Source organism: Aeromonas sp. HMWF017, assembly GCF_003061465.1.
Classification (GTDB): Bacteria; Pseudomonadota; Gammaproteobacteria; order Enterobacterales; family Aeromonadaceae; genus Aeromonas; species Aeromonas veronii.
This window is the reverse complement of sequence record NZ_QAJD01000148.1, coordinates 17175-29278: the sequence shown is the minus strand read 5'-3', so window position 1 is coordinate 29278 and position 12104 is coordinate 17175. Positions and strand designations below refer to the sequence as shown.

11 protein-coding genes and 1 pseudogene are annotated in these 12104 nt (G+C 61.7%); 10 read left to right on the top strand and 2 right to left on the bottom strand.

Annotated features, from left to right (window positions below; translation table 11 throughout):
• Window positions 1-52: 52 nt before the first annotated feature.
• On the bottom strand, window positions 53-952 hold the full coding sequence (locus DBR30_RS15480) for a DMT family transporter (RefSeq protein ID WP_108542475.1): 900 nt from the start codon (window positions 950-952) through the stop codon (window positions 53-55).
• A gap of 233 nt (window positions 953-1185) precedes the next feature.
• Here DBR30_RS15480 and DBR30_RS15475 point away from each other — a divergent pair, with 233 nt between their 5' ends.
• Window positions 1186-1971 carry a helix-turn-helix transcriptional regulator gene (locus tag DBR30_RS15475; protein WP_108542474.1) on the top strand — a complete coding sequence of 262 codons (786 nt, stop codon included), beginning with the start codon at window positions 1186-1188 and terminating at the stop codon, window positions 1969-1971.
• 80 nt (window positions 1972-2051) lie between these two features.
• On the opposite strand, the gene exaC is transcribed toward DBR30_RS15475, so the two are convergent.
• Window positions 2052-3569 carry an acetaldehyde dehydrogenase ExaC gene (gene exaC, locus DBR30_RS15470; protein ID WP_108588419.1) on the bottom strand — a complete coding sequence of 506 codons (1518 nt, stop codon included), beginning with the start codon at window positions 3567-3569 and terminating at the stop codon, window positions 2052-2054.
• A 236-nt stretch (window positions 3570-3805) separates the two neighbouring features.
• Between exaC and DBR30_RS15465 the strand changes: the two are divergent.
• The 9 genes and pseudogenes from DBR30_RS15465 to DBR30_RS22310 all read left to right on the top strand — a co-directional run.
• Window positions 3806-5484: pseudogene (locus DBR30_RS15465) on the top strand (sigma-54-dependent Fis family transcriptional regulator).
• 130 nt (window positions 5485-5614) lie between these two features.
• On the top strand, window positions 5615-6025 hold the full coding sequence (locus tag DBR30_RS15460) for a VOC family protein (protein ID WP_021229136.1): 411 nt from the start codon (window positions 5615-5617) through the stop codon (window positions 6023-6025).
• A gap of 101 nt (window positions 6026-6126) precedes the next feature.
• Window positions 6127-6816, top strand: a complete 690-nt coding sequence (gene phoB / locus DBR30_RS15455; RefSeq protein WP_005338414.1) for a phosphate regulon transcriptional regulator PhoB — start codon at window positions 6127-6129, stop codon at window positions 6814-6816.
• A gap of 8 nt (window positions 6817-6824) precedes the next feature.
• Window positions 6825-8120, top strand: a complete 1296-nt coding sequence (gene phoR / locus DBR30_RS15450) for a phosphate regulon sensor histidine kinase PhoR (protein WP_108542473.1) — start codon at window positions 6825-6827, stop codon at window positions 8118-8120.
• 178 nt (window positions 8121-8298) lie between these two features.
• Window positions 8299-9273 carry a PstS family phosphate ABC transporter substrate-binding protein gene (locus tag DBR30_RS15445; RefSeq protein WP_005338411.1) on the top strand — a complete coding sequence of 325 codons (975 nt, stop codon included), beginning with the start codon at window positions 8299-8301 and terminating at the stop codon, window positions 9271-9273.
• Between the two features lie 181 nt (window positions 9274-9454).
• Window positions 9455-10261, top strand: coding sequence for a M48 family metallopeptidase (locus tag DBR30_RS15440; protein ID WP_108542472.1), 807 nt, complete (start codon window positions 9455-9457; stop codon window positions 10259-10261).
• Complete coding sequence (locus tag DBR30_RS15435; RefSeq protein ID WP_103251509.1) at window positions 10249-10755, top strand: GNAT family N-acetyltransferase; 507 nt, start codon at window positions 10249-10251, stop codon at window positions 10753-10755. Before DBR30_RS15440 ends, DBR30_RS15435 begins: the two co-directional genes overlap by 13 nt.
• 108 nt (window positions 10756-10863) lie before the next feature.
• The gene (locus tag DBR30_RS15430; protein ID WP_108542471.1) at window positions 10864-11766 is read left to right on the top strand and encodes an ROK family protein; all 903 of its coding nucleotides are present in this window, start codon (window positions 10864-10866) and stop codon (window positions 11764-11766) included.
• Window positions 11767-11807: 41 nt separating this feature from the next.
• Window positions 11808-12104, top strand: a 297-nt coding sequence (locus DBR30_RS22310) for a copper homeostasis protein CutC (RefSeq protein ID WP_308813279.1), incomplete at its 3' end; no start/stop codon positions are given.

Genomic DNA, 12104 nt, shown 5'->3' with positions numbered 1-12104 from the left:
GAAATGAACAAGGGAGCCAGCGGCTCCCTTGTTGTTTTTTGCATGTTGCCCGTCAGGCCGCATTGCGTTCCGGCAGTGGGACACGCTTTTTCAGCTGGGAGATCATCACCCCGCCCAGGATCAGTCCGCCACCCAGCAGGTGGTAGCCGTGGATCGGCTCGCCCAGGCCGACGACGGCGATCAGCGCCGTACAGAGCGGCATCAGGTTCATAAAGACCGAGGTGCGCTCTGCCCCCATACAGGCGAGGCCGCGCATCCAGCAGTAGGCTGCCAGCAGGGAGGAGGCAAGCCCGGCGAAGAGCACCAGCCCCCACCCTTCTGCCGGTACCGCCATCGAGTCGGCGCTGAGGGCGAGTGGCACCAGCAGCAGTACCGCCAGCAGGATCTGCATATAGAGGTTGAGCCAGGGGCCAAACGGCAGGTGCCAGCGGCGGATCAAGAGGCCGTAAAGGGCGTAGCTGGCGGAACCCAGCAACATCATGCCATCCCCCGGGTTGATGCCGTTGTGGAGCAGGGCGAGCGGCTCGCCCTTGCCAAGCAGCAAGAGCACTCCGAACAGGGAGAGACTCATGCCGAGCAGTGCCTGTTTGCCGGGACGCTGGCCGAAGAAGAGCGCCCCTTGCAGCAGGGTGAGCAGCGGGATCAGGGAGCCGATCACTCCCATATTGGTGGCCGAGGTGCTGTGGGCGGCGTAATAGGCCAGGCACTGGTAGAGCACCATACCGAGCGCCGCCAGCACCAGCAGCTTGCCGAGCCAGGGGCGAACCTCACTGCGTCGCCGCCAAAGGGTGGGCAGGCAGAAGGGAGTCAGCGCCAGGGCGGCGATCACCCAGCGATAGAAGGAGATAGCCGCGGGGTCGAGCACGCTGGCGGCCGCCTTGGACACCACGGTATTGGTAGCCCAGATCAGCACAGCCATCAGCGGAAAGAGAAGAGGGGAAAAGATTCGCATCAGAGGCTCCTTATTAACAGGGGGCCAAGTCTACCCTTGTCTTTATATTATCAAGTAGCGTAAAACAGACAGATGACCCAGCAGAAAAGACAACTCTTTCTGATGTACCTTATTCCGGCCCACACGGGCTGCGTTTGCTCGCAACTGATGGCTGCTTTTGACCTGTGCCGGAGACCGAGCCAACAGGGCGTTGCATCACGCCTGCTCCTCTCTCTCGCTGACAAGGGGCGCTGATGGCCACTCACCACTTTCAGCCGGTAGATGTCGTTCTGCCCGCTCCCAATCCGCTCTATTTCAGTTACCAGCAGATGCTGGCCGACAGCGCGACCGTACTGCACTCCCACCCCTGGGGCCAGCTCAACATGATCAGCCTGGGGATCATGGAGATAGAGCTGGGGGATCAGCGACTGGTGGCCCCTGCCGACTACCTTATCTGGGTACCGGCGGGTCTCGACCACACCTCCTACAACGAGCAGACCCTCGACTATACCTCCATCTACGTCAGCCACGAGCTGGCGGCCAAGCTGCCGCCAGAGCCCAGATTGCTGCTGCTCACCCCGCTGATCCGCGCCCTGCTGAGCGATTTTTGCGAACGGCGGGTGAGCCATATGGCGGATGAGTGGGATCAGCGCCAGGCCGAGCTACTGGTGGAGCGATTGACGCGCACCCGCTGTCAGGAGAGCTATCTGCCGATGAGTCAGGACAAGCTGCTGGCTCCCATGCTGGCGGCGTTGCACAGCGATCCTGCCGATCCCCGTACTCTGGCCCAGTGGGCCGGACAACTGCACACCACAGAGCGCACCCTGGCGCGGCGCTGCCTGCGGGAGTTGGGGATGAGCTTCGGTCAGTGGCGGGCCCGGCTGAGGCTGCTCAAGGCGCTGGCCTGGCTCAAGGGGAACATGCCCATTCAGGAGATCAGCTGGCGGCTTGGTTACGGCTCCACCTCGGCCTTTATCGCCATGTTCAACCGGGAGCTGGGCTGCTCTCCCCAGCGTTATCGCCAGCAGTCAGGCCGATAACAAATTGCTGGACATGTCATCTGATGAAGCAAAACAAGAAGGGCGCCCGCAGGCGCCCTTTCTGATGACATCTGCGTGCGCTAGAAGAAGCCGAGCGGGTTGATGTCGTGGCTCACCAGCAGGTTCTTGGTGTTCTGGTAGTGGTCCAGCATCATTTTGTGGGTCTCGCGGCCGATCCCCGACTTTTTGTAACCGCCAAAGGCGGCATGTGCCGGGTAGGCGTGGTAGCAGTTGACCCAGACCCGGCCAGCCTGAATGCCACGCCCCATGCGCCAGGCCAGATTGCTGTCGCGGGTCCACAGGCCTGCCCCCAACCCGTACTGGGTGTCGTTGGCAATGGCCAGAGCATCCGCCTCGTCCTTGAAGGTGGTGACCCCGAGTGCCGGCCCGAAGATCTCCTCCTGGAACACCCTCATCTTGTTCTGACCGGAGAAGATGGTGGGCTGGATGTAGAATCCCCCCTCCAGTCCGCTCACCTTGGCCGGGCCGCCGCCGATCAGCATCTTGGCCCCTTCGCCGCGGCCGATCTCCATGTAGCCCAGGATCTTGTCGAACTGCTCGCGGGACGCCTGCGCTCCCACCTGAGTGGCGGTATCGAGGGGGTTGCCCTGCACTATGGTGCGGGCGCGGGCCAGCACCTTGTCCATGAAGTCGTCATAGATGCTGGCTTGCACCAGGGCGCGGGAGGGGCAGGTGCACACCTCGCCCTGGTTGAAGAAGGTCATCAGCATCCCTTCCACCGCCTTGTCGATGTAGCTGCTCTCGTGCTGCATCACGTCGGCGAAGTAGATGTTGGGGGACTTGCCGCCCAGCTCCACGGTGGAGGGGATCAGCTTGTCGGCGGCGCAGCGCAGGATATGGGCGCCCACCTCGGTGGAGCCGGTAAACGCCAGCTTCTGGATCCGGTTGCTGGTGGCGAGCGCCTGACCTGCCTCGGTGCCAAAACCGTTGACCACGTTGACCACGCCGGGGGGCAGGATGTCCTTGATGAGATCCATCATCAGCATGATGGTGACCGGGGTCTGCTCGGCGGGCTTGAGCACGCTGCAGCAACCCGCCGCCAGCACCGGGGCCAGCTTCCAGGCCGCCATCAGCAGCGGGAAGTTCCACGGGATGATCTGGCCGACCACGCCGATGGGCTCCTTGAAGTGGTAGCTGACGGTATTCTGATCCAGCTCGGCGGCCGAGCCCTCCTGAGCGCGAATGCAGCCTGCGAAGTAGCGGAAGTGATCCACCACCAGCGGCAGGTCTGCCGCCAGGGTTTCGCGCACCGCTTTGCCGTTCTCCCAGGTTTCGGCGATGGCGAGCCGTTCGATGTTTTGCTCGATGCGATCGGCGATGCGCAGCAGCAGGTTGCTGCGCTCGGTGACGCTGGTCTTGCTCCAGCTGGTGAACGCCTTGTGGGCGGCATCCAGCGCCAGCTCGATATCGGCGGCGTCGGAGCGAGCGACCTCGCAGAATACTTTGCCATCCACCGGCGAGATGTTTTCAAAGTAGCGGCCGGCGCGAGGAGCCACCCACTCACCACCGATGAAGTTGTCGTAACGGGACTTGAAGCTGACCAGGGCACCTGCCTGACCGGGAGCGGTATAAATCATCTCATCATCCTTTATGTGTGTGATCCTGACCGGACTGGCTGACAGACCGGTTGCCAGCTGATATCGCAAGGGGCGTGCCAAAGGGTCTGACCAGCAGATAGAAGGTTACAAAAACGTTATCAAATGGGGTGTGGCAGCGTATCTTGGTTAACCAATGACCACGGCTATTGCGATAAAACTGTACCGTTTCTGGACAGTGGCCGAGACAGTAGTGCTGTTTGTGAACAGGAGGCGTGATGAGTGAGTCACTTCAACCCGGTCCCGGTCCGATCCAGCGTTCCTGGCAGCGTTGCCTGCATCAGGGGCTGAGCCGTCAGCAGAGCGCCGATCTGGACTTGCTGCCCCAAGGGGAGCTGTCGGCCCGTCAGGAGCAGCACAGGGCGCTGATCGCCTGCTTCCAGCGCTTTGTGCTGCCGCTGTTTGCCCAGTTGCTGGCGGGTCGTCCTTGTCGCCTGTTGTTGTGTGACGGTGAGGGGGCCATTCTGGCCGCCAGCGGGGATGAGGGGTTCGCCCGCCATGCCGAGCGTATCTTTTTGCGCAGTGGCGCCCGCTGGGGTGAGGCGAGCAAGGGTACCAACGCCATCGGTACCGCGCTGGCCGAGCAGAGCGAAGTGCAGGTGCTAGGCAATCAGCACTTCTTCGCCCAGCACAGCTTCCTCAGTTGCAGCGCCTGTCCGTTGCTCGGGCCGAATGGGCAATTACTCGGGGTGCTCGATATCTCCACCGATGCGGCCCATCACGATGGCGACATGCTGGGCACGGTGCGGCTGTTGGCCATGACCCTCGAAAACGCACTGTTGGCACGCCAGCCGGGCTGGCTGGTGGATCTCGATCCCAGAGCCTCTGGTCCGCTCGCCTGTTGCTGGGAGAGGAGGGGGAACTGCTCGGCGCCAACCGGGCAGGCCGACTCTGGCTCGGCCAGCACCCTTTCGATGGCAGGCAACTGCCGCGCGAGGGGCGTGGCTTGCGGCTGGTGCCAGAAGCGGACGCGACACCCTCCTGCACCGTGCTGCCTGGTCACTCAAGCCCGGTGCCACATCCGCAGCAGGTGCCGCTCAAGATGCTGGAGCGCGGCATTTCGCTGCTTATCGAGGGGGAGACCGGCAGCGGCAAGGAGCATCTGGTGCGGGCCCTGCACCGAGCGTCCAGTCGGCGGGAGCAGCCACTGGTGTGCGTCAACTGTGGCGCGTTACCAGCAGATCTGGTGGAAGCCGAGCTGTTTGGGTATGTGGGCGGGGCCTTCAGCGGTGCCCGCAGCCAGGGCAGTCAGGGTTATCTGCGTGCAGCCCACGGCGGCATGCTGATGCTCGATGAAATTGGCGAACTGCCGCTGCAGGCTCAAACCCGACTGCTGCGGGTATTGCAGGAGCGCAGTGTGACGCCGGTTGGCAGTCACAAGCCGGAGGCGGTGGATTTCTGGCTGGTCAGTGCCAGCCACCGGGATCTGGCGGCCATGGTGCAGAGTGGCGCATTTCGCGAAGACCTCTATTACCGGATCTGCGGCTGGCGCCAGCAGCTGATGCCGCTGCGCCGTTGGCCTGCCGCTGAGCGTCTGGGGCTGATCCAGCGACTGTTGGCGGAGATGGACCCGACCCTGCGTCTGACCCGCGATGCGGAGCAACAGCTGCTGGCCCATCCGCTGCCCGGCAACGTGCGCCAGCTCAAACAGGCACTGGAAGTGGCCTGTGTGCTGGCAGAGGGGTTGGGTTGGATAGAACCCGCCCACCTGCATCTGCCCAGTGTGGCCACAGAGCCCGGCGCCTTGTCGATGGGGGAGGCGACCAGCTTGCGTGAACAAACCCGGCGGCAGGTGCAGCAAACGCTGGCGGCATGCGGCGGCAATGTGAGCGAGGCCGCGCGCCAGCTGGGGATCAGCCGCACCACCCTCTACCGGACGCTGCGCGAAGCCCCTTGAGTGCTCACTCCCCCTCATCGGTCGTTTTCAAGACGCACATGACGACTGGAGCCCTGCCCATCCAGCCGCTATGATGCGCCCTTGCTGGGGGCATTGCGCCCGTTGACTCATCCGTTGAGGATTTTCTGCCATGTCACAACATATAGGGGCGCTGACCCTGCTGGTGGCTGATTACGATCAGGCCATTCGCTTTTTTACCGAGGGTCTTGGCTTTGCGCTTTTGGAGGACACTCGGCTCGATGAACCGGGCAAACCGGGCAAGCGCTGGGTGCGGGTTGCCCCCAAAGGTGCCTCCGGTTCTGCACTGCTGCTGGCACAAGCGGCCAATGCGCAGCAGCAGGCCGCCATCGGCCAGCAGGGCGGTGGCCGGGTATTTCTGTTCCTCGAGACCACTGATTTCTGGGGGGATTACCAGCGCATGCAGGCGTACGGTGTTCATTTTTGTGAACAGCCCCGCGACGAGCCTTATGGCACCGTGGTGGTGTTTGAGGATATCAGCGGCAACCGGTGGGACTTGTTGCAACGTACTGCTGCCAACTGAATCTGAAAACGTTTATCATCCCGCCTGTCATAAAGTCATAAAAGTGTCACAGAAAATTCTAATAATTGGCGCACCCATCTTCACAGAGGAGAGAGAAGGGAATGGCTAAGCGAATTCTGGTGGTCGAGGACGAAGCACCGATCCGCGAAATGCTCTGCTTCGTGTTGGAGCAGAAGGGATATGAGACGATTGAAGCGGAAGATTACGCCGATGGACTGGCGAAGGTGCGCGAACCCTACCCCGAACTCATCGTGCTCGACTGGATGATGCCGGGCGGCAGTGGCATCCAGTTTATCAAGCAGCTCAAGCAGGATGAGGTGACGCGCCAGATCCCGGTGGTGATGCTCACCGCCCGCGGTGAAGAGGAGGACAAGGTGCGTGGTCTGGAGGCCGGTGCCGACGATTATATCACCAAGCCGTTCTCGCCCAAGGAGCTGACCGCTCGCCTCCATGCGGTGATGCGCCGCGTGTCGCCCACCTCGGTGGATGAGGTGATCGAGGTGCAGGGGCTGAAACTCGATCCTGTCTCCCACCGGGTCAGTGCCGAAGAGAAGGCGCTCGACATGGGGCCGACCGAATTCAAGCTGCTTCACTTCTTTATGACTCACCCCGAGCGGGTCTACAGCCGTGAACAGCTGCTCAATAATGTCTGGGGTACCAATGTGTACGTCGAGGACAGAACCGTGGATGTGCATATTCGTCGCCTGCGCAAGGCGATTGAAGAGACAGGGCACGACAGATTGATCCAGACGGTGCGTGGAGCCGGATACCGCTTCTCAACCCGTCTCTAGAGGCAGTTATGTTGCAACCTTACGCCTGGCGGCGACAGTTGTGGCGAATGGCGTTTTTTTACGCCCCCTTCGCATTGGTTGGCTGGTTGATTGATCATCTTGCCCTCTGCCTGCTGGTGGCGGCCGTATTGCATCTGGGCTGGCACTATCGCTTCCAGAAGCGGCTCTCTGACTGGTTGTGGCACGACCGCAGCCTGGTGCCCCCCAGCGGCAGTGGCAGCTGGGAGTACATCTTCAACGGTATCTACAAGCTGCAGCAGCGTCACCGCGCCCGTCGCCGCGAGCTGGCGGGGCTGATCCGCCGCTTCCGGGAAGGGGCCGAGGCGCTGCCCGATGCCGCCGTGGTGTTTCGCACCGATGGCAGCATCCTCTGGTGCAACCGGCTGGCGGAGCAACTGCTCGGTTTTCGCTGGCCGGAGGATGCTGGCCAGCATATCGGCAACCTCATTCGCAATCCTGCCTTTAACGCCTATCTGGGCAAGGGGGCATATGACGAGCCCCTCGAGATGCACTCCCCGGTCAACGAGGAGAAGTTTCTCGAGTTTCGCATCATGCCCTACGCCTCGGATCAGGCGATGCTGGTGGTGCGGGATGTCACCCGCTTGCGTAGTCTCGAGAAGACCCGCAAGCACTTCGTTTCCAACGTCTCCCACGAGCTGCGCACCCCGCTGACCGTGCTCAAGGGCTATCTGGAGATGACCGAGGAGCCGCCCCCGCCCGCCATGTGGGCCAAAGCGCATCGGGTGATGATGGAGCAGACCATCCGGATGGATAATCTGGTCAATCAGCTGCTCACCCTCTCCCGTATCGAGGCGGCCCCGACCGTGGATCTCTCCCACCTGGTGGACATGCCTGCCATGCTGGGGCTGCTGGAGCAGGAGGCGCGGGCACTCTCGGGCGATCGGGCCCACCAGATCGAATTTGTGGTGCAGCCCAATCTGCTGGTGCGCGGGGATCAGGAGCAGCTGCGCAGTGCTGTCTCCAACCTGGTCTACAACGCCATTCACTACACCCCGGCGGGGAGAAAAATTACCGTGGAGTGGCGCAAGCAGGGGGCGATGGCGCTGTTTGCCGTGAGCGATGAAGGGGAGGGGATTGCCCCCGAGCATCTGGCGCGGCTGACCGAGCGGTTCTATCGGGTCGACAAGGCACGCTCGCGCCATACCGGCGGCTCAGGCTTGGGCCTTGCCATCGTCAAGCATGCCCTCAGTCATCACGACTGCCAGCTCGATATCGAGAGCCGGGTCGGCCTTGGCAGCCGCTTCAGCTTTCTCATTCCTGGCCGCATGGTGGTGATTAAATAGTCTTTTATGGCAATGAGTTAGCTGCAAAAAGAGGGCCTTTGAACGGGCCCTCTTTTCATTTGTTCAAATCTGTCGCCATGTCATTAAAGTGTCACATTAAATCCATAAATTTGTTACTGCCAGGTCAGATACTGGCGCCGTCTTAAGAACGGACCTTCTGTAACTTTGGAGAGATTGGATGAAACTCAACAAACTGGCTGGTGTAATCGGATTCACCGCAGCAACCCTGTTTTCTGTCAGCGCTCTGGCTGCCGGTGTGGATAAAGACCTGCCGGATTACACACCGACCAGCGGCATTTCGGGCAACCTGTCCTCTGTCGGCTCTGACACCCTGGCCAACATGATGACCCTGTGGGCCGAAGAATTTAAGCGCTTGTACCCCAACGTCAACGTGCAGATCCAGGCCGCCGGTTCTTCTACCGCCCCGACTGCCCTGACCGAAGGTGTTGCCCAGTTCGGCCCGATGAGCCGTGCCATGAAGGCCGGTGAAGAGGAAGCATTCGAGAAGCGTTACGGCTACAAGCCGACTGCCATCCGCGTTGCAGTCGATGCCCTGGCGGTGTTCGTCAACAAGGACAACCCCATCAAGGGGCTGACCATGCCGCAGATCGACGCCATCTTCTCCAGCACCCTGAAGTGCGGCGAAGCCAAGGCTGCCACCAAGTGGTCTGATCTGGGTCTGGACGGCAACTGGTCCTCTAAGGATCTGCAACTGTTCGGTCGCAACTCCGTATCCGGTACCTACGGTTACTTCAAGGAGCACGCCCTGTGTAACGGCGACTTCAAGAGCGGCGTGAACGAGCAGCCGGGTTCTGCCTCCGTGGTGCAGTCTGTCTCTGCCTCCCTGAACGGCATCGGCTACTCCGGTATCGGTTATGTCACCTCCGGCGTGCGTGCGGTACCGCTCTCCAAAGATGGCAAGACCTTCATCGAAGCGACCTCCGATAACGCCATCACCGGCAAGTATCCGCTGTCACGCTTCCTGTACGTTTACGTGAACAAGCATCCGAACAAGCCGCTCTCCCCGATGGAGCAAGAGTTCGTCAAGATGATGCTCTCCAAAGCAGGCCAGAACATCGTTGCCAAAGATGGCTACGTGCCGGTGCCGGCCAAGGTGGTACAGGCTGACCTGAAAAAGCTGGGTATCATGTAACTGCCTGCAGTCAGCATGCCCTGATAAAACGAGCCCCAAGCGGGCTCGTTTTGTTTTTGGCGGCTGTCAGTTTTGTTAATAGCGCAGGATGGATATTTTTCCGCCAGCCGGGGGCTGGCTCCCTTGCGCAGCAGGGCGGCATTTCCGAGAATAGGGCAACGTTATGGCAAAGGATCCCTTCATGATTGCGTCCCTCACCAAGTTTGGCATGGTAGCCCTCTGTAGTTCCCTGCTGGTCGCCTGCGCCCAGTCGCCGACCGGCCGCAGCCAGATGCTGCTCTACTCTCCCCAGCAGATGAACCAGCTGGGCGCCGACTCCTTCGAGCAGATGAAGAAGCAGGAGAAAGTGAGCAAGGATGCCAAACTCAACGCCTATGTCTCCTGTGTCGCCAAGGCGGTGACCGCCCAGGTGCCGGCCAGCTATGGCATCACCAACTGGGAAGTGGTGGTGTTTGACTCCAAACAGGTCAACGCATTCGCCCTGCCCGGCGGCAAGATCGGGGTCTACAGTGGCCTGCTCAAGGTGGCCAAGAATCAGGATCAGCTGGCGACCGTCATCGGTCACGAGCTGACTCACGTACTGGCCCAGCACTCCAACGAGCGACTCTCGCGCAGCCAGCTGGCGGGGATCGGTCTGGCGGCTGCGGACATTGCCATGGGCACCAGCGAGTATCGCGGCGCCACCATGGCCGCCCTTGGCCTCGGGGTCGAGGTGGGGGTGATGTTGCCCTATGGCCGTACTCAGGAGAGCGAAGCGGATCGGCTGGGGCTTGAGCTGATGGCGCGCGCCGGGTTCAATCCGGCCGAGGCGATCCCCCTGTGGCAAAACATGAGTGCCGCCGCCGGTGGCAACACCCCGCCGCAACTGCTCTCCACCCACCCGAGCAACGAGAACCGGATCGCCGAGTTGCAGGCGCAACAGGCGCAAGTGCTGCCGCTCTATGAGCAGGCTCGCGCCAACGGTCTGGTGCCCCAATGCAAGGTATAAGCCTGCGCATGGCGCGCAGCGATGATGCCGCAGCCATGACGGTGATGCAGCGAGCCAGCTGGCTCGCTGCCTATGGCCAGGTGCTCGGTGCCGACCTGCTGGAACAGCTGGACGTCACCGCCCATCTGCAAATCTGGCAGAGCCGTCTGGCCGAGCCGGGCCCAAGGCCCATGCTGCTTTGTCTCGATGAGGTGGTGATTGGCCTGCTCTACTGGCAACCACAGCAGGAAGCGGGGCAGAGCAGCGCCCTGATCCGCGCCTTTTACCTCCATCCCGACCATTGGCGACAAGGCTATGGCAAACGGCTGTGGCAGGCGGTGGCGATGCAGATGCGCCGCGCCGGCTGCCATAGCGTCAAATTGTGGCTGCTCGATGGCAACCACATCGGCGAGGGGTTCTACCTGCGCCGTGGCTTCGTCTTTGATGGCGAGGAGCGCACCCTGATAAGCCTCGGGCAGCCCTGCCTGCAGCGACAAATGAGCCGTTTGCTCTGATCACTCTCCCGTTTTTCGCCTTCGGTCACTTTATTTTTTTTGCGAATTAATACAATGTCCCCCTTGAAACAGAGTTGGATAAACACGGGCTGACAAGGGAGTGCTGGCATGTATTACGGCTTTGATATCGGTGGCACCAAGATCGCCTTCGCGGTCTATGACGGTGCATTGAACCTCTGCCATGAGGAGCGCATGAGCACCCCGGGCAATGATTATGAGGGGCTGCAGCTGCTGATCCGCTCCCGGGTCGAGCAGGCGGATGCCCGCTTCGGCGCACGGGGCTCGGTCGGCATCGGTTTCCCCGGTGTCATCAATAGCCACGATCACAGCATAGTGGCGGCCAATCTGCCCTCCATCAATGGTCGCCATCTGGGCGCCGATCTGGCCGAGCTGCTGGAGCGGCCGGTCAAGGTGGATAACGACGCCAACTGCTTCCTCTGGTCCGAAGTGCATAAAGGGGCTGCTGACGGCGCAGGCAGTGCGCTCGGTGTCACCATCGGCACCGGCATCGGCGGCGCTGTTTATCTGGCGGGCAAGCTTATTCAGGGGCGCAACTGGCTGGCTGGCGAGATTGGTCACTACCCCTTGCCCGCGACCATGCTGATGAAGTACCCCGAGTTGCCCCGTCCCCGTTGCGGCTGCGGCCGTCTGGTCTGTTTTGAAACCTATGCCTCCGGCACCGGTCTGGAGCGTCTCTATCACCATTTCCATGGCCAGCGCGCCACGGGTCACCAGATTGTGGGACGCTTCGAGGCCCATGAACCCCATGCGGTCGAGACGGTCGACTGCTGGTTGGAGATCATGGCCGCCGGGCTTGCCACCGCCATTTCGGTGATTGATCCCGAAGTGGTGGTGTTGGGGGGCGGCCTGAGCGGCCTGCCCGTCCTCTATGAACAGCTGCCGCTGCGTCTGCCCGGTCACTTGCTGCCCGGGGTCGCCCTGCCCGAGATCCGCCAGGCCCGCTTCGGCGGCGCCGGTGGTGTGCGCGGCGCAGCCTTGCTCAATCTATGAGATCAGATGTGGGGTCTGATCTCCCCGAAAAAGGAGTCCTCATGACCCATCTTGAAATCTGTATCGACAACCTGGAATCCCTCTTCACCGCCCAGCAATCCGGGGCGGATCGCATCGAGCTCTGCTCTGCGCTGGGTCTGGGTGGCCTGACCCCCTCCTACGGCTTTATGCAGCTGGCAGCCCGCCACGCCAGCGTGCCGGTTTACGCCATGATCCGCCCGCGTGCCGGGGATTTTTGCTTCAATGACGGCGAGTTCGAGATGATGCTGCAAGATATTGCGGCCGCACGCGCTGCCGGTCTGCAAGGGGTGGTGGTCGGTTTGCTGGATGAGGAGGGG